Origin of the sequence: Komagataeibacter sp. FNDCF1, from assembly GCF_021295335.1 — a bacterium.
In the GTDB taxonomy this organism is placed as follows: domain Bacteria; phylum Pseudomonadota; class Alphaproteobacteria; order Acetobacterales; family Acetobacteraceae; genus Komagataeibacter.
In genome coordinates this window covers 708,133-733,052 of record NZ_JAIWOT010000001.1, presented here as the reverse complement: position 1 = coordinate 733,052, position 24,920 = coordinate 708,133, and the positions used below count along the sequence as shown (strand labels likewise).

Here is a 24,920-nt window from a genome sequence, read left to right as displayed (position 1 = left end):
GTCAGGAATGCCGTCTTTCAGCCTGCGTCCGAGGCGCCAAAAATATCGCGCAGGGTCTGTTTCATCACGCCTGCATCCACGGTTCTGCCCAGCCAGAATTCCACGCCGATCACGCCCTGATTGACCAGCATGCCCAGACCATCAAGCGTGGTGCAGCCCCGTGTACGGGCCTCGCGCAGGAAACGGGTCAGGGGCGGATTGGGGATGACATCTGCCACGACCTGCCCCTTTGCCAGCGTGTCAAGGTCGATTTCAGGCATGGCCCGCGCGTCCCCCAGGCCGACAGATGTTGCGTTGATGACAATATCGGTGCCTGCGGGGATGCGGGCCTTGCCCGCCCATGGCCTGCCGGTTGCGTCGCTTCCGGTATTGTCGCGCACCACGGCTGCAATGGTTTCGGCTTTGGCCGCATCACGATTGGCGACCGTTATGTGCGCGGCGCCAGCCAATCCCAGTTCCACCGCAATGGCCCGGGCCGCTCCACCCGCGCCAAGCATGAAGACCTTTCTGCCGGCCGGATCAACCACGTCCCTGAGTGAGGCAAGAAAACCCTTGCCATCCGTATTGGTGCCAACCAGCCGGCCATCGCGTATGGCGACACAGTTCACGGCACCAATGATCCGTGCGGCTTCGGTCAGTTCATCCAGATATTCGATAACGGCCACCTTATGCGGCAGCGAGCAGTTGAAGCCCGCCCATTCCATGGCAACGGCGCCTTTTACCGCCGCAGCCAGATGCGCGGCCTTGACGTCACAGTTGATGTAGCGCGCATCGATGCCATCGTGGCGGTAAGCCGCCTCTATCATGGCGACGGTGGGATTGTCGGCACAGGGGGTGGAAAACGAACCGGTCAGAATGCTGCGGAAATTCTGGGTGCTCATGCGGTGTTCCTAGCAGATGGGTGTTGCGTTGCATAGCTATGCAAGACAACACGCTTTTCATGTCCGGGCGCAAGCCCCAATCAGTCAGCCAGTGCGGGCCGTGCTGTTGCGTTCGATCAACTGCGCGTCAACGACACATGTGCGTGAAAAGGGGCTGTCTTTTTTTTCCAGGGCTTCATCCAGCAGTTCCATGGCGCGCGTGACCATCCGCCCCGTGCGCTGGTCGAAGGATGTCAGGCCATAGCTGCGCCATGCCGCCTGCGGAATGTTGTCATATCCCATGATGATCACGTCATCGGGGCAGTGCAGGCCCATTTCTTCGCGCAGGGCATCGATTGCACCGCAGGCCATCATGTCGTTGCTGGAAAAAATACCCTCTGGCCGGATGCCCCGTTCTTGCAGCCGGCGCATGGCTTCGTACCCGCTGTCGTATGTATCGTTACCCTGTAGCCGGATACGTTCGGTTTCAGGAATTCCCGCTTCCTGCAGCTCCATGCGGAACCCTTCGCCACGTGCGCGGGAGGCCGCGTTCTTGGTGGGACCAGCCAGCCAGACCGGGCGCGTCACGTCCCGTTCCACCATCAGGCGTGCGGCGATACGCCCTGCCCCGTGGTTGTTGGAATTGACCGTTGAAATCCACGGCCCCACCAGCGATGAATTGAAGCAGACAACCGGAATGCGAAGCGCGCACAGCGCCTGTGCCACGGCTTCCGACCCGATTGCAAGTGAGGTCACGACCGCATCGATCCGGTAACTGACCAACTGGTCAAGCGCGCTGTCAAGCGTAAGGGCATCATCCACATGCATGAGCAGCACCTGCAGGCCACTTTCACGCAGGGCGGTCGCCAGGCGTTCAATGGCCGTGGCATAGAACGGATTTTCCAGTCCGCCGATGACCACGCCAACCATGTATGACCGCCCCGAGAGCATGATGGCCGGAATGCGGTTGGGCCGGTAACCAAGACTGGCCGCCGCTTCCAGCACCTTCCGCCTGGTTTCGGGCGAGATGCTGGCACCGGGAGAAAACGCGCGGGACACAGCTGACTGCGATACCCCGGCAACCCGGGCGACATCAATGGACGTAATGGTGCGAATGGCGGTCTGCTCCTGCCCTATATGGCTGGGATCAAGTTTATCCCCACCCCCGCGTCAGCGCCATGCCGCGGGTCCGGTCCGTGTCTTTTTTCCCGTTTTTCGCCCCCAGTCCCCGCAGGACACGATGCGGGCGGAACACAGATATCAGGCCGTACCCGTTCACGAATTCCGGGAACTGGTTCTGGTGAAGATGGAATTCGACCGGGACGTTCACGGTGGTTAGCGGGGCCGGGACCATAAAGGGCATCAGCAACATCACGTGTCGATGAAGAGCATGACCGTGATCTCGCTCGCCTCATGTCCGCTGCTTGTGCCGGACGGCAGGCATCCATGCCCTCCGGCCAGTACGCCGACGGGTGGTGGGAAAACTCGTACGATGTCCGCCGGTATTCCGGGTTATGTCGATTTTTTCCGATACAGCGGTCTGCCGCGCATGGCAGTCCCGCATTCACACCATTTTTATGGCATGGATGTTCCAATATAGGTACTGCCGTATGATGGACTGGACATGACCGGCGTGTTCGTCTGTGCGTGCCAGTCTGCCTGACGTCATGGGCCGGTTCGTCATGTTACTGCCGGACATGGCGCTGGGGCGTCCGTTCTGCCATTACGGCGTATATGATGGATGATCCGGACAGATGACAATGGCGGGAAATACCCACACCCGCCGTATGGAGAGACAACCATGGTCATGACAGCCCTGATCACGGCAGACCAGCTTGAGGATATCAACCTGACCCCACGGCAGTACATGATACTGCATGAGTTCAAGGAAGATGAAGTCCTGCAGGGAATATGGGAACGGATGGGGCGTGTACGCGCCCGTATGGGGGCAAGACTGCCTGATCTATGGATAGAGATTGATACCGGTCGGGACAGTGTGAAAGGTGTGCTGCTGTTCTGTCCGATGCACGCAAATGCATCCGGGCAGATGACGTATGACCTGGGCCACGTCCTGCTCATTCTGGATCATCATGGTGAGATTCACACCATTCCCGGCTGGATCGCGGAAGAACGTCAGGTCAACCGCATCAACCCACTGGCCCTGCAGGAACAGACCTGGCCGGATGATGTCGTATATGACTGAGATACGGTAAGCGTCTTTTTGTATTACCGTCTTGCCATGACCGGATACGGCATGCAGGCGGGACGGTAAAGCACGGGCTATGACGGGCGTGGCAGGATAATCATCCCAACCTGAGATAAAAAAATGCAGGTATGGCATGACCATGACCTGCATTTCAGTGTCCGGGCTCCTTTACGGCATGCAGGCATGAAGATCCTTTGCGGACAGCTTCACGCAACACAGCCTTCCCCGGAAAGGGGATGTCCCGGGATTTTCGTCATTTCTGGTTCCTGATGCCTGTCGGGAACCTTATGGGCGCGGCAATCCACCATAATAGGTATCGATCTGGCTGCCGTAGGTGCTGTTGCTCCAGTCCGGCGATGTATTTTCGGTATAGGCGGGTGCGGCTTCAAGCTGTTCGTGTGTAAGGGCGACAACATAGCCACCACGGTTGCGGTCATAATTGAGGGATTTCCATGGCAAGGGATGATAGCTGTTTCCCATGCCCATGAACCCGCCAAAACTCATGACGACATAGGCAACCTCGCCTGTGATCTTATCGACCATGAAATACCTTACCGTACCAAGCTTTTCGCCTGCCGGGGAATAGACGGCCGTGCCTTCGACCTGATCGGAGGAGATCAGGTCATGCTTGTCGCCCAGTCCATTTGTCATTGTCTCGGACATGATGTTTCTCCATTGCTTTTCATACTGGCCGTTCCGCGCGTACCACCCGCCATGGCTGGGGCTGCCGACCCATCGACCTGTCATCAGGCGTATGTGCCGGTTCATGCACGCTTGCGCGAACGGATGATGCGTTCCTGAAGGCGGGCGGCAGGACCGTGTTACGGCTACTGCCCCACCAGAATCATTCATGTCTTGCCATGACTGCGCTGGCCGCCCTTGCGCCCGGCTTCTGCCGCGCGCTTCGGATCATCGGCAAAGTTGCCCGAACCGTGCGTGCCCTTCGCGTGGCTGGCTTCCTTCGTTTTTTCCGGTGTGTGGCCTGTGCCGCCGTGACTGTGCTGCCCCCCCTTGTGCCCCGCTTCGGCGGCACGGGCCGGGTCATTGGCAAAGTTGCCGGGATTGTGGGCGGCCCCACCACCCCCGCGGCTGTCAGCCGGGGCCATTGCGGGCAGGCCGGTACGGTCATGCAGGGAGATATGATAGCTCATGATCTTCACCTTTCCATATCGCAGCGGCTACAGGGGACCCTTGTTTTTCCTTGCGCTCCAGCAGGTTGGCAAGAAAGCGATCCCGAAAATGCACGCTGTGGGAGGCTCAACGGCACATCCCATTCATGGTTGCGGATAATCGTGGAAACAATATAAAAATATGAATTCCATATTATATTTCGAAACCGGCCCTATTGTGAAATATAATTAGACTGAATTATTCATAATTATTGTCTATAACCATACCTCTGCCCTGTTCCGGCATCGGTGGCAGGGCGTGCAGGCGGGGTATGCCCCGTATCCGGCCTGATCGCACGCCTGCCGCGCATCCATTCTGTCAAATACGTCAGGCTGGTGCGGTCAGCCGGATGGAACATGTGGTGTCAGGGAATGTAACGCCCGGCGCGCAGTCGTTCGAACAGGTCGAAAAAAGAGTCCGGTGTGTACCGGTAGTCGGTAAAGCCAAGCCTGCGGCTCAGGCTCATATCGGTCACGCATTCAATGGGACGACCCAGATCGGCATCGGTGTGCCATGCCGATGCCAGCCGGTCGAATGCACTTTCCCGCAGGTCATGTCGGCGTGCGATATCCGCCCAGGCAGCCCCCTGCCCCGCCAGCAGCTGTTCCAGTGATGTGGCATGGCCGGGATAATCCGCTGCCCGGATGCCAAACCACGCAGCCAGTTCGGACCACAGCCATTTCCAGCGGAACACGTCGCCATTGACGACATTGAAAGCCATGTTGCGCCCGGCGGGGCTGGTGGCCGCCCACAGGATCTGGCTGGCAAGCTGGCGGGCATCCGTCACGTCCGTCAGACCACCCCACTGCGCGGGTGAGCCGGGAAAGACGAATGGCAGCCCCGTCTCGCGGCACAGTGTCGCATAGACGGCCAGTGTCGTGCCCATGTTCATGAGATTACCGATCGCATACCCGATGACCGTGTGCGGACGGTGGACCGTCCATGCAAAGCCAAGTCTTCGGGCTGCCTCGAACAGTACGTCTTCCTGACTGTAATAGAAATTTTCCACGTCCAGCCGCGGCATGCTCTCACGGAAAGGAGTCTGTGGAGGCGCGCCCTGTGCATAAGCCTCGAACGGACCAAGATAGTGCTTCAGCCCGGTGACAAGACTGCCATGAACAAGGGCGCCCGGCTCCGGCAGTGCGTCCAGGACATTGCGGACCATCGCGCTGTTGGCGATGCAGTTCTCCCGCTCCGTCGCGCGGCGGGTCCATGTGGTGAAAAAGACGTGCGTGGGAACGGTCCCCGCCAGTGCGGTCCGCAGGGAAGCCGGGTCGAGCGCGTCAGCCGCGACCGGAATGATGGTACCAGGCAGGTGTTCGACATGCCTTGCAAGACCATGGACACTCCAGCCCTCGGCAACAAGCCGGTTGGCAAGGTTCTGGCCGACAATGCCCGTCGCACCAATAACAAGAGCCGTATGGGCCATCTGCCCCTCCCTGAATGAAACGTGGATTTCACACGCTGTCGGGAAACGCTGCAAATGACAATCCGGCACATTTTCGTGCCCCGGTTGCCACGAAATTTCCGGAAATTGCCCAATGGATTCCGCACACCTGACCGATATGCACCGTCAGGCACCCATTGCGGAAGACCACCCACCAAAAGATGCCTGCCGTGCCCGGATCACAATGCGCGCACGGCATCAGGCCAGCCCGGCGGTTCATCCCGAAAATGGGGAAAAACGTGGCAACCGGACCAGTCTGCCCGAAAGATGCCCAATGCGGCCAGACGGGCATCAGTCAGGCCGACCTATCGCAATGCGTCCTCGACCAGCGCTTCCAGCGACATGGACTGTCCTTCAAGGCTTGGCAGGGCATCAAGCTGGCCATCTATCGCCAGCACGGCAAGACCGTGTACCCTGCCCCACAAAGCCGCCCGCGTCCCGGCCCGTGTCCGGGCGGCATGGGGCCCGGGCAGACTGCCGATCAACTGGGTCAGCATGGCGGATGTTCGTGCGGATGCGTGGACAAGACCGGGTTCCGTGCGGTCAATGGCATCACTACGGAACATGAGGGTAAACAGGCCGGGATTATCCATGGCGAAACGTATGTAAGCCATGCCCGCCGCCTGCTGTGTGCCCTGGCCCAGCGTGGGGGCAAGGGCATGGGCCAGTTCCTCATACCCGATGGTTGCAAGCACGCTGAGCAGTCCGGCAAGGTTGCCGAAATGCGGTATGGCCGCTGCAGCCGATACACCCGCATGCCGCGTGATCGCGCGCAGGCCAAGGGCGGTGATTCCCTTTTTTTCCAGCAGGTCACGGGCCGAATGCAGCAGGGCCGCGCGCAGATTGCCGTGGTGGTAGGTTTTCCGGACTGGCTGGCCGGAGGGTGCTGACGGCGCCATGCGGGCACAGACAGTGTCATCGGTACTTGACATCCGCATTCCCTGACGATCATTCTTTACAGTGTAAAGTTTAAACCTGCACGATGATCATGTGCAAGCCCGGCCATTCCAGGAAGGATATCGCGTGCGTTTCTCCCGCTCCGTTTACCTCGCCACCCGTCTGCTGATGGGGTTCTGTCTTGTGGCGCCGGGTATCCATGCCCGTGCGGCGTCTGTTCCCGGCCAGGCCCATGCGGGCATGCTTACGGCTTCCACCCCCCTGCCGGCAGCGTTCAGCCTGCCCGATGCGGGGCAGGCGCTGCGCATCACCTATCTTTCCACCAACGGTGTAACGGGCACGGGTCTTGTGCCCGTCACGGCAGAAGTCATCCTGCCGCCGGGCAAGCCGCCTGCTGGCGGCTGGCCTATCGTGGCGTGGGCACATGGTACCGTGGGTGTCGCGGATCATTGCGCTCCGTCCGGCAACCCTTGGAGTGAACGCAACCGGCAGTACCTGTCCGCATGGATGAAACGCGGCTTTGCGGTGGTCGGCACCGACTATCAGGGACTGGGCACACCCGGTGGCCATGCCTATCTGGATACGCGGGTGGAGGCCTACAGCCTGCTTGATGGCGTTCGTGCGGCACTGGCATCAGTGCCGGGACTGCAGGACAGGATCATGATCGTGGGCCAGTCACAGGGTGGCGGCGCGGCTTTTGCGTCCGCCGCCTTTGCCCCGACCTACGCGCCGGAACTGAATATCCGGGGCACCGTGGCCACGGGTGCACCATACATTACCCCTGCCCTGATGCAGCAGATCATGGCGGCCCCCACACCGGGCGCGTCGTATAACCCGGTCATGGTCTATACGCTGTACCTGGCGCAGGGACTGGCGGGTCATGACCATGCCTTCAGGCCAGAAGACGCCTTTACCCCCAAGGCCATGCCCGCCTACCGTGATGCGGCGAAGCTGTGCGTCTACCAGCTGACCGACCGGGTGAAGGAAGACGGCCTGACCTTTGGCAATTCGTTGCAGCCAGGCTTTGCCAAAGCTCTTGCCCCGGCGCTGGCGGCCATGGAATACCCGACGCTCAGACTGACCCGGCCGCTGTTTATCGGCACGGGGGAACTAGACCGCGACGTGCCGCCACCGTTGCAATATGGCTTGGTGAAGGCCGCCTGTGCTGCGGGAACGGTGGTTCAGGCACATGTCTACAAGGGACTCAGCCATGACCAGACGGTCAATGCCTCGCTGCCTGATTCCGCTGCCTTCACGCAGGCCGTCATGTCAGACCAAGCCGTAACGCCGCAATGCAGCCCTGTCCCTGAATGACCGGACCACAGGCACGGCGGCATTTCCGCGCCTGTGTATCGACATGAACCGGCGCGGCTCATGGATGTGCGGATTGGCGCACCCATAGGTGGGCTGCCCTATCCCTCTGCCGGCATGCCGGGCTGCATTGCATAGGCGGTTTCAACCATGGCAAAGCGCTTTCCCAGGTTTTCATCGGATTTCCTGGTCCATGCCGCATCCATCTGCTGACGCTGCATTTCCGCATTCTGTCGCGGTTCCACATTGCGGTAGCTGTTTATCGTGCCTTCGATTACACCCACCGTCGTCTCCACAACCGGTTCAATGCCAAACTGCCTGTAGGGATAGGCAATGCGCGTGTAATCGAACAGGTTGCGTGCCGGATCGGTTTCCCAGCTTTTCCATGAATCGAAGATGCGGTCATTGAATCCGGTCAGGAACGGGCCGGGGTTAATTGTGGCCACCGCCACACCAAATTCCTGCAGTTCCTTACCCAGCGCTTCCGCAATAGCCTCGATCGCATGTTTCGATGCGGAATACGCGCCGGTAAACGGATCTGATGTCAGCCCCGCGCAGGACGACATGAAAACAATCCTGCCCGCCCGGCGTGCCGCCATGCGTCTGGCAATCATCTGCGTAAGCTGCACCGGGCCAATCACATTGACTTCGAACTGCCGGCGTAAATTCTCCTCGGGTATGTCGACCATTGATCCGCCTTCGCCAATACCCGCGTTATTGAGCAGGACATCGACATCCAGCGTGCTGAACCGTTCACGGTCAGCGGGATCGGTCACGTCGAGCTTTTCAACCTGCAGTCCCACGCCGTGATGTGCGGCTTCCTGCTCCAGCTGGAATATCTGCGACGGAATTTCCACCCCCGCGATGACCTTCCAGTTCCGTGCAGCCAGCTGCAGGGCCACCGCCCTGCCAAAGCCCGACCCCGCTCCGGTGATGAGAACAGTCCTGCCCATGCCGTCTTTCTCCATTTCATGTCCTGGCGTGGCAGCCCGATACGGGCCGCCCGTCCGTGCATGGCGCGACCCTGATGGCCGCGTGCAGGAGGCTTAATGATCCAGCGCGCGGATGGTTTGATAAAAAGCGGGTGGAGGCGGCCATCTGGCAGATGCAGCACAACCAGTCGAACTTTACATGCATCAAAGCTTTATCCTACGTGTACTGACGCAGAAAGCAGCCGTCATATTCAGGCCCATGGCACCCGGAACCGCGCGCCGTGCGCCAGAGATGTCCGCTGTTGCCTGTAACGGACCGAACGGGTCGCAGGCATCCTGTTAAAAGATTTTGCAAGGATATGAGATATGGACAACCCGCTGGAAACCTCTGCCAAGACACAAGCGCGCATTACCACCAAGGCGAAGGAAATGTGGGTAGCGGATGGCAAGCCCGGTTGTGGACCGGAAGCCTATACGGAGGCGGCATCCGAACTGATCGGGATGGAAAGCAATCCCGATGCGGGGCAGATTCCTGTTGAGTCGCCTGTTCCCCTTGATGAGAACGGCCAGCCGGTGGAACAGGCATGGGTGGAGGAAAATCTGGGCAATTCCGGCGGTAGCCAGGATGAACTCGATGACCGGCGTGAGGTACCGTTTGCAGACCGGAAAGAAGAGGCGGAAGCCCTCCGGAATCAGTAAGGATGGAAAGAGGCGGCATCAACATGATGTCGCTCCTCTGCCAGCCATCGAGTTGGCAGGTCCGGTTTACCCGCGCCATGCGGATGCCGATGGAATGGACGTGAGCAGGAAGCCATTGGTGGACATGGATTAAAGCCCTGAGGCCCACCAGATCTGACATAGCCGATGATAACCGCGTTTCTTCATACGTGAAGGCATGGTTGCCTGCTACAGGCGGCCGTATGCCTGTGTGGGCACGGGAGTACCAGCAGGGCTGGGCATGATGGAAGGGGGAGTATGTAGAAATGAGCGACGACCCCGATTTTCAGGAAGGCAGGGATATGTTCGGCCGATGGCTGAAGCGTGGCCTCCATGACCGGTTCGGGTCGGTCCTGCATGAACAGTTGCCCGACAGCCTGCTGCAGATGCTTGATTCGGATGGTGAACCGGAAGACAGGCAATCGGGACAAGGCATCTCCTGACACCCCTTCCCGAAGCCCGGGATATCCGGTTGATGAAACATGTCGCCTACCGTGTGTATCCGGTGTGAAGCACGGGAGCGGTTGGAGCGACCCCGGTCTATGCGTGGTCGTTTCCATCCAGCGGATCATATACCGCAAGCGATGGGGACAGCCCCACTCCTTCAGGATGGATGGTCGATCAGGAGCGGGGCTGCCATCGCGACGATCATGTATTTTCGTCGCGATGGAAAGGGCTTATGGAAAATATTCCTAAAAATCATATAATAGTTCAAGAAAAATAGATTTTAGGCTCGTATGATCTCAGTGCATGGCACAGGTCAGATCGTGTCCAGCACACCACCATCGACCCGCACTGCCGCCCCGGTTGTGGCAGAAGCCTGTGGAGATGACAGGTAGACCACCATGTTCGCCACTTCCTCCACCGTGGCGGCGCGGCGGATAATGGAACCGGGGCGGTGCTCCATGGTGAATGCCGCTGCAAGCTGCTCCAGGGAATGGCCGGTTTTTTCCTGTTCGGGCTTCAGCATTTCCGCCTGCCCTTCCGACAGGGTTGGTCCCGGCAGCACGGAATTGACCGTAACCCTCGTGCCCGCCATGCGCTTGGCAAGCCCCCGTGCAATGGCAACCTGTGCTGTCTTGCTGAAGCCGTAATGAATCATTTCCACCGGGATGTTGAATGCCGATTCGGAGGAGATGAACACCACCCGGCCCCATCCTGTTTTTTCCATACCGGGAAGATACGCACGCGACAGTCGCACGCCGGACATGACATTGACCTCAAAGAACCGGGTCCAGTCCGTGTCGGGGGTTTCAAAAAAATCACCGGGTTCATAAATACCCAGGTTGTTGATCAGGATATCGCAGGAAGGGTATGCCGCTACCAGCGCCGCACAGCCTTCCGCCGTGCCCAGATCCCCCGTAAAGCCCATGGCCTGCCCTGTACCCGATGCCGCCACGGCACGGACCGCCTTTTCCACCGCAGGCGCGCGCCTGCCATTGACCACAACCTGCGCCCCGCTTTCGGCAAGCCCTTTGGCAATGGCCAGTCCTATCCCCCCGGTCGAACCCGTTACAATGGCTGTGCGGCCCGTCAGGTCGATCTGCATGGTTTCTCTTTCCATAAATAAAAAATCCGGGGGCCAGAAACCGGCGGCATTGTACGCCCCCCCTGTCGGCAGACAGCCGCGCGTCCTGACCCATCACCCGACCGGGCGAATTACAGGAAAACGGGAAGAACACCGTAAAAGTCGGTCCGCAGCGCCAGAAATCCATTCAAAGCCATGTGATGACGGCGGCATGAACCCACCAGAACATGGCCATGGACCAGCACGGGACCATGAAACTGGCGGCAGGATCAGCGCATGAGGTCGGATAGCGCATCCAGCTTGTCTGCTATCATGGATACCTGTGTACGCAACGCATTGGTAATCGGTCCGTTATCCTCCAGCATGGTGCCAAGTTTTTCCATATCGGAGCGTATTTCACCCATCAGTACCCCCTGCTCCGTCAGGATACCATCTTCGTCGTCCCTGATCATGTTGCCCCTCTCCTTTCCTGCATGCTGGCCTTACCAGAGGAGCAGCCTAATGTGCACTGCCGGTGGTAGCCACCGGAAATTTGCACGGGGGAGCATTACAGTCTGAAATGGCCTGCTTTATTTCGTCACATTTATAAACACTATGACCAGATTTGCCGCGTGATTAATATAGCATGCAAACCATGTTACAGCCTGTTCTTCGTGTAAAAATGTCCAGTGACGTGCATGAACGGCTGGCGGAACTGCATATTCCCTATCCGCCAGGCCCCAAGCGGCTGCGCCGGATGAAGCAGGTGCGCAGGGCTGGCGTGCTGTTCATTCATATTCCCAAGAACGCGGGCACATCGCTGACGCGTGCCCTCTATGACATGGATGTGGGGCATGAGACCATACGCTATTTCAACCGCCGCATGCCGCAGCTTGCGGGTCTGCCATCCTTTGCCATATTGCGTGACCCCGTGCAGCGCTTCCTGTCAGCCTACCGTTATGCGCGTGCCGGGGGTAGCGCGCTGCGCAGCGTCTCACGCGGCTTTCGAAGCACCTATATGAATTTTGGTGGTGTTGACGAAGCACTAGACCATATTGCCCGTGCCCTCCTGCCTTACGAGGTCGACCATATCTTCCGCCCACAGGCGTGGTATGTAACCGACCGGCATGGTCAACAGGCTGTTAACCATCTGTTCATGCTTGATGACATGATGGGCATAGAGGCCTTTGTCCGCCGTTACACGCCGAATCCTGTCGGACATATCAACGGGGGAACCAAGGCGGATGACATAACCACGCTGCGCCTCGACCAGATTGCGCGGCTTCGCCAGATCTATCATATGGATTATGCGTTGATCGCATCCTGCATGGCAGGCTCCGCCACGCCGTTACCGTCCCGGGCCTGACAGCCGTATCTGGCCAGCCGGGTTACCCGCAAGGTTCCATCGGTACGCATGGAACAGAAAAAAGGCCCGGAACCAGCCGGGCCTTGATCCTGTCAGGCAGTATCAGTTGGAATTGTTGTTCCAGCCACCGCGACCGCCATGTTCGCTGCCGCCATGGCCGCCCCAGCCACCGCCGTTCTGGCCTTCACCACCACGGCCACCGCGCTCACCGCCGCCATTCTGGTTGTCGCCACCACGGCCACCCCAGCCACCGCCGTTCTGGCCTTCACCGCCATGGCCACCGCGCTCACCGCCGCCATTCTGGTTGTCGCCACCACGGCCACCCCAGCCACCGCCGTTCTGGCCTTCACCGCCACGGCCACCGCGCTCGCCGCCGCCATTCTGGTTGTCGCCGCCACGACCGCCCCAGCCGCCGCCATTCTGCTCACCGCCGCCATGATGGCCGTGGCCGCCCTGATTGTTGTCAAAGGACTGTGCGTGCGCTGCAAGCGGCATGGAAGCGCCAAGCGCCAGTGCAAACAGGATTGAACGTTTCATGATGTCTCCTTGGGTTCGACTTCATGAATCTTGCCCTTCATGACCAAAAATGTAAGCCCCAACATTGTTACAAACAGGAACAGCCATGCACAAATAATGAACCTGCCATACGAAATAGTTGAGAAAAGTGGAATACGATCATCAATATACTGCACGATGAAAGTTCAGTTCCGGAATTAGGTATTTATTCCTTTCCCGTGTCACTATCCTGTCTGGCTCAATTTAGGGCGACAGAGATTCATACAATCATCACACTTGTATGGAAGGGTATTTGTTAAGAATGCGTGCCTGCGTTTGTGCGGGCTTTTTAAGAGGTTTCCGGATCATGAATGTCACATCCGATTCCACCCCCAAACCCCGTAAAGAGCCGCATGAGGAATGGCGCGAAGCGTTGATTCATGCGTGGAGAAACAGGCGTGGCTACGCCCGTCCGCATGATGCGGTCTACGCCATACCCGATGATGCCTTTCGCCATGATGAAACCTGAGACGGATGCCTGGGTCGGGCATCTGTGCCACGCACAGGTATTGCCGCATGGACAGTCCTGTGATGCATTCTGTTACAAATGAAATTTTGGCAAAGCCTTTTCTCGTGTCAGGTAAACATTATATACAGGTTAGCCTGATTTGAGAAAATCAGCTGATAAAGAGGAAATGAATTACATGAAAAAAGCACTTCTTTTTGCTGCTGCTCTTGGCCTGTCCCTGCCGGTCGTTGCCCACGCTGAAGACAATAATGGCGAACAGCGTCACGGCGAACATGGCCGCCACCACGGTGGTCATGGCCGGCATGACGGTAACGAACATGGCGGGGAACGCGGTGAGGAACATGGTGAGCACCATGAAGAACACGGCGAACATGGCGATGAGCACGGCGATCACCATGAAGATCATGGCCAGCAGTAATCTGCTGCCAGCATAAAAAGGGGGCGCCTCTGCCGGGGCGCCCCTTTTTTTGTTACGGTATGACGGGTTGAGTCAGAACAGGATCAGGTCAATGCCGATACCCAGCCCCATCATGCTCCATAGCGTGATCAGGATCGCACGCCGCCAGATCAGGTTGCGTGTAAGTAGGGTAATAAGCGGATCGGTCACAAACGCCCGTTCGCCTATCGTCAGTTCACGATATGTGCCACCATTTTCGGTTACACCCACGGCGCTCATCAACGTGTTGCGGAAGCTGCGCAGTTCTTCCTCGGTATAGACTGTCTGGCGGTTGATGGTAATGGCTTTCGGCCCGCAGCGTAGCCATTTCATGATGCGCAGATGGAACGGGCGGATACCAAGATAGGCCGATGCCTCCGGGGGGGAGAAAATATTCCTGCGTGGGAAATGCAGGACCGCCGGTCCGGTGTTGTCGTTATCGGGGCGCATCGCAATGCAAAGCCTTATTCTCTGTCTGGCCCGCGCGCACGCGGTGTGGAAAAGGGACTCTCTTTTCATCAAGGTGACGCGTCACGCCGACAAAGACCAGCCCATAATTGCTCTTGCCCTGTCCCGACCATGAGAAAGTCCCCTCCTCGCTCCCCATGATGGCGTTAAAGCGGTAGCATGTGGCGGCCGTCAGCCGTCACGGCTGCTTTTCGTTCCGGCTTGATTTCAGGTAAGGCTTCATGCGCCGTATAGTCTGTCATGCTCTCCATTGGAGCATCTGTGTGGCTTATGACCAAAATCATGCCCATAGGGCTACTGACGGATCTTGCCGCCAGATTATATGTCTTTTTTTCCGGTTGCGTCAGCCTGATGGTTACAGGGTATGCACGGCCGTTCCACATATCCTGCTGATATCGGGCATGGACCAGCGCGTTGCTCATGGCTGGTCTGTCAGAGCTGCATTGGCACACGGCTTAATCTGTGCCCACAGAGTTATGCGATCAAACACGCTCTGCATGGGCCACCGCTTTGCCCGTCCTGTTCGCGCCAGAAGGTTGGAAAGTCATGTAGGGCTCGCCTATGCTTGCCATGCAAACAGAACAGGACACGCCAAGCATGACCGAACATATCGCCTACAAAATCCTGAGTGCGGATGAATATGGGGATCTTCTCCATGCAGGTACATTTACCGGCTCTCCCGCCGATGTAGCGGACGGATTCATTCACCTTTCAACGGGTGAGCAGGTGATGGGCACGCTGGATCGGCATTTTGCGGGGCGCGAGGGGCTTATGCTGGTTGCGGTGGATCTGGACCTGCTGGCCCCTGCGCTGGTACGGTGGGAGCCGTCACGCGGTGGACAGCTTTTTCCCCATCTGTATGCCACCCTGCCCATGAAGGCGGTGGTCGCCGCCTGTCCTGTCGTGCGTACCGAGACGGACGGATTACGATTGCCGGTTTCGGGTAATATCTCAGGTCTTGCAAGCTGAAAGGGACAGACCTTCGGACCCAGCATGCTTCTGGCGGGTTCACTCGGGGTCGTTATCCGGCTCGTCCGTCTCCACGCCGGCAACACCGTCAATGGCTGACAGGACCGCTACCAGGTGGGAGATGGGCCGTCTGCCCCGCACCTTTATGAACAGCGTGACCATGCCTGCGGCTGCGGGATCCGGGGGCTGGGCGGTGGTGTTGTGGTGTCGGTCACGCAGGTCGGCCAGCACGTCGTCATCAATGTTGGTGGCTGGCTGCTCTACCTTCACACGGTGAATGGTAAAGCGTAGTTTCGTGCAGCGGCTCAGGATGGTGCGTAACAGGCCATGGCCATCAGGATAGGTTATGAAGACCCCTACCGCACGTGCGGCATGGGCACGCGGCACCAGATGACTCAGACGCGGAAAGCCGAGCATGATAATGAAATGCCCAACGGTTGTGGCGACTGCCAGCGCGATCAGCCCGGCCCCACATGCCATGCCCAATGCTGCCGTAAGCCATACGGAGGCCGCCGTGGTCAGTCCCCGCACCACGTCGCGCCGCATGAAAATCACGCCACCGCCAATAAACCCGATACCCGACACGACCTGTGCCGCAATGCGCGAGGGATCGAGTACTACCTGCCCGGCCTCCAGTACATTGTTGAACCCGTATTTGGACACCAGCATGAACAGCGCGGACGCCACCCCCACCAGTGTATAGGTGCGCAGGCCGGCACTTTTCTGCCGGAACTCCCGTTCCAGCCCCACCAGTGCCGATAGCACGAAGGCCAGCGCCAGTTCCCCTAGCTGGAGCCATCCCTCGCCCATGGCGGGATGTGTAAATTCTGGCGGTGCGGTCATGCATACCAGAACAGTACAGTGTCCGTACGGTTGCGTGTACAGACCAGCGGTATCCGTCTGCATGTGCAACAGGGACGTGATTGTTGTTACATGATCTCCATGCAATTGCCACAAAGTGGGTTATAATACTCAGGGCAGCCCCGGTCGCGATCGGCCATCCACCAGGCACCGGGGTTGCAGTCCTGCCCGAAAAGGCAATGTTCCCATGTGGAATGTCGATGGTGGCTACGTCAGCACAGGCCTCTGTCGTGTTGCCGCGTGGCAAGCAGCCACGCCCGTAGCCGGAGCGGAATGATCACCAGCAGGCCGATCAGTACAACCATACCCCCGGCGCCAGCCAGCATACCCTGTAAAAAGGTATTCATGGCATGGTGGTCACGAATACGGCAATCTGCCCGATGGCCGCATCCGGGTCTACGGGTGCAGCACTGCGCAGGCGCAGGCCGGATACATCCACCATGGCCTTGAGCAGATCAATCAGCGTTGCTGCCGCCCCTGCCGCTGTCTTGGCTTCGGATACGACGTTGCTGGACAGGCGGGTCGCCGTGCCGGTGATGGTGGAAATGATCAGCGTGTCCACTTTCTCAATATCCGCCAGGATGCTGTCGAACGCCGTCTTGACGCTGGCGCTGTCGTAGCTGACGGACGTGCTGGATCCTGCGGCTGACTGGAACGCGGTCAGGGCGGACTTAAGCGAGGCAATGACCGTGTTAGCCAGCGCCAGATTGGCCGTGCCCATGGCCGATGCCACGAATGACACGTTGATGGCCGTGCTGGAGAAGGACAGGATGGCGTTGCCGTAATCCACGACCTCGGCCACGTTCAGGGTGATCGTGGTCGTGGTGCCGCTTTTGGTGGTCGTGCAGGCTGCCAGCAGGCCAGCCGCCAGCGTTCCGGCCCCGGCGCGCAGCAGGGACCGGCGGGAAAGGTTCGGGTTCATGATGTGGCTCCAATAAAAAAAACCGCCTCGCGGGCGGTTACCTTGGGTTGCAATTCAGGACATATTATCGCCCTAAAGTTGCGTATGATTGATCATGCAGCCCCGGATTGCATCGGCCATCCACCCAAGCGCTGGGGCTGTCTTCCCTATTTCGATGGCGCCTCGGGCTGACCCTTCCTGTTCAGGACCGGAATGCCGGCCGCCGAAACCGCCGCCTTGGCTGCGGGCTTGTCCGCAACTGGCACGCGCACCCCCGACTGCCCCGGCTTGAAGTGGTTTTCCGCCCAGCCGATGTTCAGGCCGATGGTGGTCATGACCTGATAGGCCACGGCCCACCGGCTTCCCGTGTGGGGCGGCGGGACAAGCGCCGTAGCCGCCGCGCATACGATGATGAACAGCGCGACATAAAGCGCATACTGTTCCGGCACTTCGGTCAGCAGCAGCCCGATGGCGGCCCCGAGACCGCCCAGTTTTGCGGTGGTGTTCATGTATCCCCTCCCCCAAGCGCCTGCCTGATCTGTACCGGACTGATATGCCCCGGCCCGTTTTCCATGGTGGCGATGCCCTCGATCAGCCCCAGCATGGTGGCCGGATCGCGCAGGTCCAGCACGGCATCGGCCTGCACGCCCATCTGGCGGCACAGGCCGGCGATATAGGCGCTGGTCACGTTCTCGGTGGCAGGCGCATAGACCGAGATGATGGAGGCAATCGTGGTCAGGCCGCGCTCGGCATAGCGCAGCAACTGGTCACGCAGGGCGCGGATGCCGTCTGCCATGGTCGGAAAAGCCGCGAAGCGCGGTTCCGCCACGCCGGTTTCCAGATGCGCGCCCGCCTGACCCACGTAATCAAGGTTGCCCGGATTGTTGTTGCGGATGCCGCGGGGAATGTATGCGCTCATGACGCATACCCGAACGCGCGTTTGCAGAACGACCACGCGGCATCGCCAATCTGCCCCCAGCCCAGCAGGCCGGTGGCCAGCACGATGAAGGTCATGGTGACCCATGAGGTCAGCTTCAGGCCGCCCTCGATGCGCGCCAGCCTGCCTGATATTTCGTTGTTACGCTCGGTGGCGGTGTCGGTCATGTCGTCCACGCGCTCCATGATCTCGCGCCGGGTCTGGGCGGCGTTGTCGGATACGGATTGCGTCAGGTCGCGCCTGAGGTCGGTAAACTGCTGGGACAGCGTGCTCAGCCCGTCGCGCAGGTTGTCGTGGCCGCCCTCGACCTTGGCCAGCCGCTCACGCACGCGGGCCAGATCCTCGATCGTGGCGCAGCGCTGGGGCATGACCGGGCCGCCTTGGGTCAGTGTAGTGGTTTCGCTCATTCGTCTTCTCATGAAAAAACCGCCTCGCGGGCGGTCTGGCAGGCGCGGATCGTGGGGGCGGTCAGGTTGTGGCAGCCGCCGCGCCGACGGTGATGGCAAGAGCCGACGGGTTGGTCAGGCCGACACTGTTCGTGGCGCTGATGGTGACGCTGCCCGCCGCCTTCGGCGTGTAGGTCACGGTCTGGGCGGTCTTTACGCCCGCGCCGAATGTGACCGTGGCGGATGAGAATGTGCCGCCCGCGCCACCATCGGAAAGCGTCACCGCCGTTGCCGTGTCCGGGCCGTAATTGTCGGGCGTCAGGGTCAGCGTCAGGGCCGTTCCAGCCGTTGCCGTGGATGGCCCGGTGAGCGCATACCCCGTGGAGGGTACCGGATAGAGGCTTCCAGCCGGATATTTGCCCGCCGCGTCCAGCACGTAGGCCAGACCCGTCCCCGCCCCGGTCGCCTGTTCCGCCGTAAGCTGCATGGCGGCAATGACATAGCCGACCGCCTGCCACCCGGATGCGGCCGTCCGGTACAGGATGTAATTCTGGATGGTATCAGATGTGGACATGGCGCGGCCTCATTCGGTCGGGATGAAGAAGTAGGACAGTTTCGCGCGCTGGCTCACCCATCCCGACGTGGCGGTGTTGGCCGTATACTGCAGGGTGATGGTATGCGTGCCCGCGCCCACCAGTTGCGGCACGTCCTCATGCGTGGCGCTGCGCACGTTGTCGTCATACACGCTGGTGCCGTCCAGGATCAGGTTGACATCCGATCCCGTATTTGAGGAACCGCCATTGCTGGGCTGTGCGCTGAACGGATAAACGCCGGCCGACATCATCAGCAGCCCGCCGGATGCGCATGTGAATGTCAGGGTCAGGTTCGTGACCTGATTGGCGGAAGGCGTCCACACATCCCACGTTTGGCCGTACTGCACACCACCCTTCGGGACATAGCCGGAGAGATCGTTATAGGTGGCCAGCCCGATGACCTGCTGGTTGTCGCTGGCGTCGTTGTAGAAGACCTGCGGGCGCGCACCGCCGACGAAAGTCAGGTTGTAGGTCATGCCCAGAACCTGCCCCGGCCCCGTACCGTTGGCCCACACGCCGGATACAAGCTGGGCATCGGCGTTCGCGCGTGCCGTGGCCTCAGCACTAATGGCGCTAGCTCGCGCTGCCTGTTCGGCCGTCACGTCGGAATAAAGAGCAATCAGGCCTCCCGAGTACTGGTTGCCGCTATCGTCCTGATAGAAGAACTGCGGGCGGGCGGAACTGATCAGGTAGGTCAGGCCGGTGATCTGATAGGCAGAAGTTCCTTTTGCCCAGATACCGGAAACAAGACCGGACTCCACATCTTCGGCACGCTCGGTCTCGCTTGTAACATCCGAATACAGGGCCAGAGCGCCACCCGCATGCTGCGCCCCCGTTGCGTCCTGATAGAAATACTGCGGCCGCTGCGCGCTGATCAGGTAGGTCAGGCCAAGCACCTGATACGCAGTCGTTCCCAGCGCCCACTGGCCATTCACGGGCACAAACCCAAGGGCATCCTGCTTGGCGGCCTGCAACTGGGGAATGGTGTCGTAAAACGGTGCGCCACCGGCCTGCGCGATCATGTCTGCCGTGATGGCCGTGGCACCGGCCGGGACCGTGACGGTCCATAGCGGATACGCGCCATCGGGCACGGATGTGCCAACGCCGATCTGCGCCACGTCCTGCCGCACGGTGGGTGCTGTCTTTCCGCTGTTATCGGCCCCGGCATAGGTCACGGACGGATCGGCGGCGTTGTAGAACGGCAGGACGGTGTCATCCGCGTCCACCGTGGCGGGCGTGACATATACGGTGCAGGTGGCCCCTGCCCCCGGCACATCCAGTGTGACGGGATCGCGGCTGATATACTGCCGCACAAGCGCGCTGCCTACGGCCGTCAGCGTGCCATAGGCCGCGCCATCCACTACGCCGGGCGCCAGCAGCGACCCCGGCGCGATGGTCACGACCAGCCCGCTGCCCGGCGTGCAGGCAAAGCCGCTGGCGGAAACCGTGGCCCACCCGTAAGCCATGGCCGCAAGCTGGCCGATGCCCACATAGGCGTTGCGCTGGGCGTTCAACTGGTCACTGTCCAGCGGAATCTGGGCGGGGTAGACGATCTGCCTGTCCATCAGTCTGGGTTCTCCACGTCCTGAACCCATGCGATGGTGCCTGCGGGCATCACATCGGCAATGCGGTCCAGTGTCTGTGTTGCGGGCGGGTTCGTGTCGCCGGTCGGCAACTGTGCAAAAAGCTGGAAAGGGGCTGCGCGCGAGCCATAGCGCAGGGCCGCCACGCCATAGCCGTAGCCACCGCCAGTGGCGGGCGCAGACAGACTGCCCAGCCCCTTGCAGTCGGTGGCGTTGCGCGGTTCGATCACGCGCCCGGCCTGCCCCACTTCATCGGCAATGGTGTTGACCACATCGGGCCGGGTGCCCAGCGAGGGGAACAGCGCTTCCTCGATACGGGTGCGGAAGGCGTCATCACTCTCGCCCGGGTTGCGGGTCAGCATGGTGCCGAAGAAATCGGCGGCGAACATGTCCAAGAAGGCGCCGGACATGGTGGCCAGGCGGGTCTGGTCCGCCGTTCCCGCCAGCAGGCCCCATATCCATGCGAACACGCTGCCAAAGCCCTGCAGCAGCGCATTGAGCACCGGGGCCTGTTCCGCGGTGCCTGTCGCGGGTGGCGGTAGAAACCACCCGGTCGGCAGCAGGCGCCGGATGCGCAGGGCGAACCCGTTTTGCGATATGTCAGCCAAACGCCACCGCCCCGGCCCGGTAGGCCGTGCCGATGGTTGCGGGCAGGTCCACCACCCCGCCGGCCAGGGTCACGCCGGTCACATTGGTGACGGACGTGCTGGCGGCATAGGCGATCTGGATCAGGCGCGAATAGCTGGCCGCGGTGCCAATGGCCAACCCGTTCAGGTAGGTTGCGACATTGGTGCTGATCGTGGCCTGCACCGTGGCAAGGTCGCCCGTGGCGTCCACGCTGACGGTCATGGCCACGGCGGGCCGCACCACATCCGGGCGCACCACCTGAATGGACACCGCCGCCGGGCGCACCGCATCAACGGCCGTATAGACCGCATCGATCACGCTGTCGGACACGTCGCCCGACCCGTCATCGACAAACAGCACCACGTTGCCGGGCAGCGCGGCGCCGGACGTGTCCACGTTCTCCACCACCTGGTAGATCAGGTCGGCGGAAACATCGGTCACCGCGTTTTCCATGGCGGCAATCGTGGCCTTGGACCGGCTGTTGATGTAGGCCACGAACCGCGCACGCAGGGCAGCGTCCGTCTCGCCATCGCTGCCATTGGTCAGGGCCGCGGTGTTGGTGACCGTATCGATGCCGGATATGGCCGTGCCCAGCAGGCAGATCGCGCCCGCCGCCACGTTGCCTGTGGTGCCGGTTGCCTCGCATTGCACCGGCACCGTGACGGATGCCGTGCCCGCCGGGCGGACATAGGCGCTGTCGGCTGCCGACCATGCAGCGTTCGTGCTGTCCTCTACCACATCATAGATCAGGTTTGATGCGGTCTTGGCCGTGGTGCCCACGGCAATCGTGGCCGACTGGCTGGCGGGTGTGAAGGATGTGAAGGTGACGGTGCCGGTGGCGGCCGTACCCGGTTCGCGCGTGAGGCCGAAATCCTCCACGAAGCTGTCCACGTCCGACCCGATGGACGTGGCAAGCCGGGTGCGCGAGAGGACCTGCAGCGCAATGAACTGGAACCACAGCCCCAGCCCCGCCACCGCTTCGAGCATGGCGCGGCCGGGGGAGCCGACATTGAGGTCCAGCAGCGACGGGCACGCACCCTGTGCGCTTGCGACCATGTTGCCCAGCGTGGTCCTGAATGACTGGAAGGTGATGGCCAAGCGGGCCTCCAATAAAAAAAGGCGGCTCCGGAGAACCGCCTGTCAGGTGCTCAATGTCAGTTCCTGCACCGCCCCGGTGGCGGCATCCGTGTAGGAAATGGCCAGCAGGTAGGCCCCGACCTTGGGGCTGGTTACCGTGACTGTGACGGGCTGGGTCTGGTTCACCCCGGCCTCGGCCTGCATCTGTTCCAGCACCAGTGCGCGGATACCCGCTTCGTCCATCACGCTCCCCACACGCGCGGGCAGGCCCGCACCGTAATTGGGTTGCCAGATATAGGTTCCCGCATTGGTGCACAGGCGGCGCAGCAGGGCCTGTCGGGTCTGTTCGGCACCACTCACTACAGCCACGCCGCCCGTGCCGGACAGGTCAAGGTCGCCGCCCATGGTGTGGGACAGGGCGCTCATGACGGCTCCATCGCGTTTGGCAAGCCGTGCGGCTCCCGCGTGGTGGCCGTTGCCATGCTACGACAGGTCACGATGCCCTCCTTCCTCCTGACCGCATGTTCAGGACAGGCGGGCATGGCCAACGGGTCAGGTGGCCGGTCGGGAAACATGACCCGACAGAATGGAATGACGTCGTGATTCATTGTGGTGCCTCCGTAGCGCCAGGGACCGTAGTAACGGGATGGATATGACTCTTGCCGGAAATACCGGCGGCTTTTACATCGGTCTGACCCGTAACCGTGCCCTGTGCGGTGATGTTCCCGTCGGTAATGATGGGCCCCCCGGTAACGGTCAGACCGTTCGTGTCCAGCGTCATTGTGACACCATCTACCTTCCACGCCCTGGAGCCATTGGTCAGGGTCTCGGTCGTATTCCCTGCCCCGCTATAGATCGTATCTCTGGTCAAGTGCCACCATGGCGCGTTCCGGGAAACAGCACCCGGCGTCGTATCGTCACCCGTCGGGGGGGCACCGCATCCCGCCACCACCAGCAGTTCCCCCGGCTGGGCCACATGGCCGGTGGCAGGGGATACAGGGGGCAAGATCACGGCATCATAGACGGGACAGGCGCAGACCGCGTGTTCTCCATCGCCTTCAAGCCGGACCAGCAGCACATGCGTGCCAATGTCGGGCACACAGGCGATACGCAGGGTACCGACCTGCATGGCGGCATAGGGTATCCAGCCGGTTTCCACCCCCGCGGGCTGGGCCGTGACCTTTACGGCGTGATTGAGCGGGTCAACGGCACTGACCAGCCCGAGGCCGGGCTGCGCCTGCGCATTGGCCATGTTGGCGGCAAGCATGCGGGTATCAACCATTATCGTCTTCTTCCGTAATGGTGTCACGGCGGCGCAGCGTGACGTGCTGGCTGAAGCCACCCTGGTATGAAAAGCTGCTGGTCACGCTATCGACATCCAGCGTACCGTCCCACGTCGTGCCAGTGCCCCTGACCTGCATGAACTGCCGTGGGGCAAGCGTGATGCACCCGGGAATGGTTCCGGTGATGGTGCGCGCATGCGCCATAATCTGGTTGTAGCGTGTCCGGGCATATTCCCTGAGCGTATCCAGCCGTGCGCCGGGCATGCTGAAGCTGTGCACGGTGCCCGTGCTTGCCGGGGGCAGGCTCGTGCCCCCGGCGGCGGACCAGTAATAATCCACCTTCGTGCGCTGGCGGCTGTCCCAGCTCATTACATGCACGCTCACGCCCCTGGTAATCTGGTAGTCACGGGCAAAGCGCAGATTGCTCGCACCCATGATGATGGGAGCCGTGGGGCTGGTATCGACATAATCCAGAACGTGCGTGTTGCTGGCGCTGGCTGCGGGATAGGGCGTGCAGCCAAGGGTCTTGCCGTCGGCATACAGGTCGCACCCGGCCTGTATGGCAAGGGCACTGGCAAGGTCGAATGCGGTCTGGAACCGCCCGTGGCTTGCTGCCGCCATGCGCTTGTGCTCTACCTGCCAGAACTGGCCAACCATGCCGTCTGACATCACAACATTGGGCGTAAGTCCCGCCGCCGTGCCCATGGCCCTGACCACATCGGCACCGGTCATGTTCATCCAGCCATCCAGCACCCGCATATCCAGCAGTCTTGCCAGATAGTCGCGGCACTGGATGTGTACCGACGTTTCCGCCGGGTTCCATTCCACGTGGTCCACAATGCCCTGGAACATGGTGGTCCACGGTGTACCGGCCTGTGCCGCGTCACGCATCTGGAGCTGGATGTCGATATCGGGCAGCGTCATGCCATTGCCGGCAGAAGCCACGTCAAACCACAGGCCGGCACCGGCTTGCGTGCGGTCCAGCGCCAGCGTCATCTCCAGCGTGTCGGCGCGACTGTAGCGGGTGCGGGTAAGCGTGAACCGCTCCAGCCCGGTCTGTGTGCTCTCGGCCCCGTTTACCAGCAGTCGGGCGCGGGGGGCGCGCCATGTGGCGGGACGCGTCGCGGTGATGGTCATGTCCGTGCTCATGAGGTCACCCCCGGCACGCCGCTGCCAAGGGATGCATCAGCCGCTGGCAGCACGAGACCCACCGGCATTGCAAAGCCCGACAGGTCGGGATCCACCATGCCATTGAGCTGGGCAATGCGCCACCACTGTGCTGCATCCCCCAGCCATCGTGCCGCTACGTGATAGAGTGATATGTCTGCTGCCGTAACCCTGATCGTGGTTGCCATGCCTGTT

General features: G+C 60.7%; 34 protein-coding genes. 7 read left to right on the top strand and 27 right to left on the bottom strand.

Translation table 11 applies throughout. The annotated features are described in order from the left end of the window. Positions 1-17: 17 nt before the first annotated feature. Together LDL32_RS03340 and LDL32_RS03335 are read right to left on the bottom strand one after the other, a co-directional pair. Positions 18-881, bottom strand: coding sequence for a shikimate dehydrogenase (locus LDL32_RS03340; protein WP_233064504.1), 864 nt, complete (start codon positions 879-881; stop codon positions 18-20). Between the two features lie 84 nt (positions 882-965). Further along, on the bottom strand, positions 966-1,997 hold the full coding sequence (locus LDL32_RS03335) for a LacI family DNA-binding transcriptional regulator (protein ID WP_370636743.1): 1,032 nt from the start codon (positions 1,995-1,997) through the stop codon (positions 966-968). 664 nt (positions 1,998-2,661) lie between these two features. Between LDL32_RS03335 and LDL32_RS03330 the strand changes: the two genes are divergently transcribed. After that, positions 2,662-3,063, top strand: coding sequence for a hypothetical protein (locus LDL32_RS03330; protein ID WP_233064502.1), 402 nt, complete (start codon positions 2,662-2,664; stop codon positions 3,061-3,063). 288 nt (positions 3,064-3,351) lie between these two features. Here the strand turns inward: LDL32_RS03330 and LDL32_RS03325 are convergent, their stop codons facing one another. The 4 genes from LDL32_RS03325 to LDL32_RS03310 all read right to left on the bottom strand — a co-directional run bounded on the left by LDL32_RS03325 (position 3,352) and on the right by LDL32_RS03310 (position 6,615). Further along, the gene (locus tag LDL32_RS03325) at positions 3,352-3,729 is read right to left on the bottom strand and encodes a PRC-barrel domain-containing protein (RefSeq protein WP_233064501.1); all 378 of its coding nucleotides are present in this window, start codon (positions 3,727-3,729) and stop codon (positions 3,352-3,354) included. 185 nt (positions 3,730-3,914) lie between these two features. Then, positions 3,915-4,217 (bottom strand): general stress protein, encoded by a 303-nt coding sequence (locus LDL32_RS03320; protein WP_233064500.1) that lies wholly within the window; start codon positions 4,215-4,217, stop codon positions 3,915-3,917. Positions 4,218-4,600: 383 nt separating this feature from the next. After that, positions 4,601-5,665: an SDR family oxidoreductase gene (locus tag LDL32_RS03315; protein ID WP_233064498.1), complete on the bottom strand. Its 1,065-nt coding sequence runs from the start codon at positions 5,663-5,665 to the stop codon at positions 4,601-4,603. 323 nt (positions 5,666-5,988) lie between these two features. Continuing rightward, complete coding sequence (locus LDL32_RS03310) at positions 5,989-6,615, bottom strand: TetR/AcrR family transcriptional regulator (protein ID WP_370636629.1); 627 nt, start codon at positions 6,613-6,615, stop codon at positions 5,989-5,991. A gap of 91 nt (positions 6,616-6,706) precedes the next feature. On the opposite strand from LDL32_RS03310, the gene LDL32_RS03305 reads away from it, so the two are divergent. After that, positions 6,707-7,894: a lipase family protein gene (locus LDL32_RS03305; RefSeq protein ID WP_233064497.1), complete on the top strand. Its 1,188-nt coding sequence runs from the start codon at positions 6,707-6,709 to the stop codon at positions 7,892-7,894. Between the two features lie 98 nt (positions 7,895-7,992). Here the strand turns inward: LDL32_RS03305 and LDL32_RS03300 are convergent, their stop codons facing one another. Continuing rightward, on the bottom strand, positions 7,993-8,844 hold the full coding sequence (locus tag LDL32_RS03300) for an SDR family oxidoreductase (RefSeq protein WP_233064496.1): 852 nt from the start codon (positions 8,842-8,844) through the stop codon (positions 7,993-7,995). Between the two features lie 345 nt (positions 8,845-9,189). On the opposite strand from LDL32_RS03300, the gene LDL32_RS03295 reads away from it, so the two are divergent. Continuing rightward, positions 9,190-9,522: a hypothetical protein gene (locus tag LDL32_RS03295; protein WP_233064495.1), complete on the top strand. Its 333-nt coding sequence runs from the start codon at positions 9,190-9,192 to the stop codon at positions 9,520-9,522. A gap of 284 nt (positions 9,523-9,806) precedes the next feature. Beyond that, positions 9,807-9,983: a hypothetical protein gene (locus LDL32_RS03290; RefSeq protein WP_233064494.1), complete on the top strand. Its 177-nt coding sequence runs from the start codon at positions 9,807-9,809 to the stop codon at positions 9,981-9,983. A gap of 317 nt (positions 9,984-10,300) precedes the next feature. Here the strand turns inward: LDL32_RS03290 and LDL32_RS03285 are convergent, their stop codons facing one another. Together LDL32_RS03285 and LDL32_RS03280 are read right to left on the bottom strand one after the other, a co-directional pair. Further along, positions 10,301-11,089 carry an SDR family NAD(P)-dependent oxidoreductase gene (locus LDL32_RS03285; RefSeq protein ID WP_233064493.1) on the bottom strand — a complete coding sequence of 263 codons (789 nt, stop codon included), beginning with the start codon at positions 11,087-11,089 and terminating at the stop codon, positions 10,301-10,303. A 248-nt stretch (positions 11,090-11,337) separates the two neighbouring features. After that, positions 11,338-11,520 (bottom strand): hypothetical protein, encoded by a 183-nt coding sequence (locus tag LDL32_RS03280; RefSeq protein WP_233064492.1) that lies wholly within the window; start codon positions 11,518-11,520, stop codon positions 11,338-11,340. Between the two features lie 182 nt (positions 11,521-11,702). On the opposite strand from LDL32_RS03280, the gene LDL32_RS03275 reads away from it, so the two are divergent. Continuing rightward, positions 11,703-12,413, top strand: a complete 711-nt coding sequence (locus LDL32_RS03275; RefSeq protein WP_233064490.1) for a sulfotransferase family 2 domain-containing protein — start codon at positions 11,703-11,705, stop codon at positions 12,411-12,413. A gap of 102 nt (positions 12,414-12,515) precedes the next feature. Here the strand turns inward: LDL32_RS03275 and LDL32_RS03270 are convergent, their stop codons facing one another. Next, the gene (locus tag LDL32_RS03270; RefSeq protein ID WP_233064489.1) at positions 12,516-12,950 is read right to left on the bottom strand and encodes a hypothetical protein; all 435 of its coding nucleotides are present in this window, start codon (positions 12,948-12,950) and stop codon (positions 12,516-12,518) included. Between the two features lie 325 nt (positions 12,951-13,275). On the opposite strand from LDL32_RS03270, the gene LDL32_RS03265 reads away from it, so the two are divergent. Further along, complete coding sequence (locus LDL32_RS03265) at positions 13,276-13,437, top strand: hypothetical protein (RefSeq protein ID WP_233064487.1); 162 nt, start codon at positions 13,276-13,278, stop codon at positions 13,435-13,437. Positions 13,438-13,585: 148 nt separating this feature from the next. On the opposite strand, the gene LDL32_RS03260 is transcribed toward LDL32_RS03265, so the two are convergent. The 3 genes from LDL32_RS03260 to LDL32_RS03250 form a co-directional block, all read right to left on the bottom strand. Continuing rightward, complete coding sequence (locus tag LDL32_RS03260; protein ID WP_233064485.1) at positions 13,586-13,843, bottom strand: hypothetical protein; 258 nt, start codon at positions 13,841-13,843, stop codon at positions 13,586-13,588. Between the two features lie 84 nt (positions 13,844-13,927). After that, positions 13,928-14,323 (bottom strand): hypothetical protein, encoded by a 396-nt coding sequence (locus LDL32_RS03255; protein ID WP_233064483.1) that lies wholly within the window; start codon positions 14,321-14,323, stop codon positions 13,928-13,930. A gap of 164 nt (positions 14,324-14,487) precedes the next feature. Beyond that, the gene (locus tag LDL32_RS03250; RefSeq protein ID WP_233064481.1) at positions 14,488-14,763 is read right to left on the bottom strand and encodes a hypothetical protein; all 276 of its coding nucleotides are present in this window, start codon (positions 14,761-14,763) and stop codon (positions 14,488-14,490) included. Between the two features lie 175 nt (positions 14,764-14,938). On the opposite strand from LDL32_RS03250, the gene LDL32_RS03245 reads away from it, so the two are divergent. Beyond that, positions 14,939-15,310 (top strand): DUF952 domain-containing protein, encoded by a 372-nt coding sequence (locus tag LDL32_RS03245; protein WP_233064479.1) that lies wholly within the window; start codon positions 14,939-14,941, stop codon positions 15,308-15,310. A 39-nt stretch (positions 15,311-15,349) separates the two neighbouring features. Here LDL32_RS03245 and LDL32_RS03240 read toward each other — a convergent pair whose 3' ends face one another. From LDL32_RS03240 to LDL32_RS03180, 14 genes are all read right to left on the bottom strand, one after another. Then, entirely contained in the window at positions 15,350-16,153 is an 804-nt protein-coding gene (locus tag LDL32_RS03240; RefSeq protein ID WP_233064478.1) for an MgtC/SapB family protein, read from the bottom strand. Positions 16,154-16,383: 230 nt separating this feature from the next. Beyond that, complete coding sequence (locus LDL32_RS17820) at positions 16,384-16,518, bottom strand: hypothetical protein (protein WP_255673774.1); 135 nt, start codon at positions 16,516-16,518, stop codon at positions 16,384-16,386. Further along, positions 16,515-17,093, bottom strand: a complete 579-nt coding sequence (locus tag LDL32_RS03235; protein WP_233064477.1) for a hypothetical protein — start codon at positions 17,091-17,093, stop codon at positions 16,515-16,517. The genes LDL32_RS17820 and LDL32_RS03235 overlap by 4 nt, the downstream gene beginning before the upstream one ends. Before the next feature lie 146 nt (positions 17,094-17,239). Beyond that, positions 17,240-17,581 (bottom strand): hypothetical protein, encoded by a 342-nt coding sequence (locus LDL32_RS03230; RefSeq protein WP_233064476.1) that lies wholly within the window; start codon positions 17,579-17,581, stop codon positions 17,240-17,242. After that, a complete protein-coding gene (locus LDL32_RS03225; protein ID WP_233064475.1) occupies positions 17,578-17,991 on the bottom strand; it encodes a structural protein in 414 nt (137 codons plus the stop codon). Before LDL32_RS03225 ends, LDL32_RS03230 begins: the two co-directional genes overlap by 4 nt. Continuing rightward, positions 17,988-18,416, bottom strand: coding sequence for a hypothetical protein (locus tag LDL32_RS03220; protein WP_233064474.1), 429 nt, complete (start codon positions 18,414-18,416; stop codon positions 17,988-17,990). The genes LDL32_RS03225 and LDL32_RS03220 overlap by 4 nt, the downstream gene beginning before the upstream one ends. A 61-nt stretch (positions 18,417-18,477) precedes the next feature. Beyond that, positions 18,478-18,969 carry a hypothetical protein gene (locus LDL32_RS03215; protein WP_233064473.1) on the bottom strand — a complete coding sequence of 164 codons (492 nt, stop codon included), beginning with the start codon at positions 18,967-18,969 and terminating at the stop codon, positions 18,478-18,480. Between the two features lie 9 nt (positions 18,970-18,978). After that, positions 18,979-20,553: a hypothetical protein gene (locus LDL32_RS03210; RefSeq protein ID WP_233064472.1), complete on the bottom strand. Its 1,575-nt coding sequence runs from the start codon at positions 20,551-20,553 to the stop codon at positions 18,979-18,981. Continuing rightward, entirely contained in the window at positions 20,553-21,179 is a 627-nt protein-coding gene (locus tag LDL32_RS03205) for a hypothetical protein (RefSeq protein ID WP_233064470.1), read from the bottom strand. The genes LDL32_RS03210 and LDL32_RS03205 overlap by 1 nt, the downstream gene beginning before the upstream one ends. Beyond that, positions 21,172-22,296 carry a baseplate J/gp47 family protein gene (locus tag LDL32_RS03200; RefSeq protein ID WP_233064469.1) on the bottom strand — a complete coding sequence of 375 codons (1,125 nt, stop codon included), beginning with the start codon at positions 22,294-22,296 and terminating at the stop codon, positions 21,172-21,174. Before LDL32_RS03200 ends, LDL32_RS03205 begins: the two co-directional genes overlap by 8 nt. A gap of 42 nt (positions 22,297-22,338) precedes the next feature. Beyond that, positions 22,339-22,701 carry a phage tail protein gene (locus LDL32_RS03195; RefSeq protein ID WP_233064467.1) on the bottom strand — a complete coding sequence of 121 codons (363 nt, stop codon included), beginning with the start codon at positions 22,699-22,701 and terminating at the stop codon, positions 22,339-22,341. 178 nt (positions 22,702-22,879) lie between these two features. Then, entirely contained in the window at positions 22,880-23,557 is a 678-nt protein-coding gene (locus LDL32_RS03190) for a phage baseplate assembly protein V (RefSeq protein WP_233064465.1), read from the bottom strand. Next, positions 23,550-24,707, bottom strand: a complete 1,158-nt coding sequence (locus LDL32_RS03185) for a hypothetical protein (protein WP_233064463.1) — start codon at positions 24,705-24,707, stop codon at positions 23,550-23,552. The genes LDL32_RS03190 and LDL32_RS03185 overlap by 8 nt, the downstream gene beginning before the upstream one ends. Then, positions 24,704-24,913 (bottom strand): hypothetical protein, encoded by a 210-nt coding sequence (locus LDL32_RS03180; RefSeq protein WP_233064462.1) that lies wholly within the window; start codon positions 24,911-24,913, stop codon positions 24,704-24,706. Before LDL32_RS03180 ends, LDL32_RS03185 begins: the two co-directional genes overlap by 4 nt. Positions 24,914-24,920: the final 7 nt, after the last annotated feature.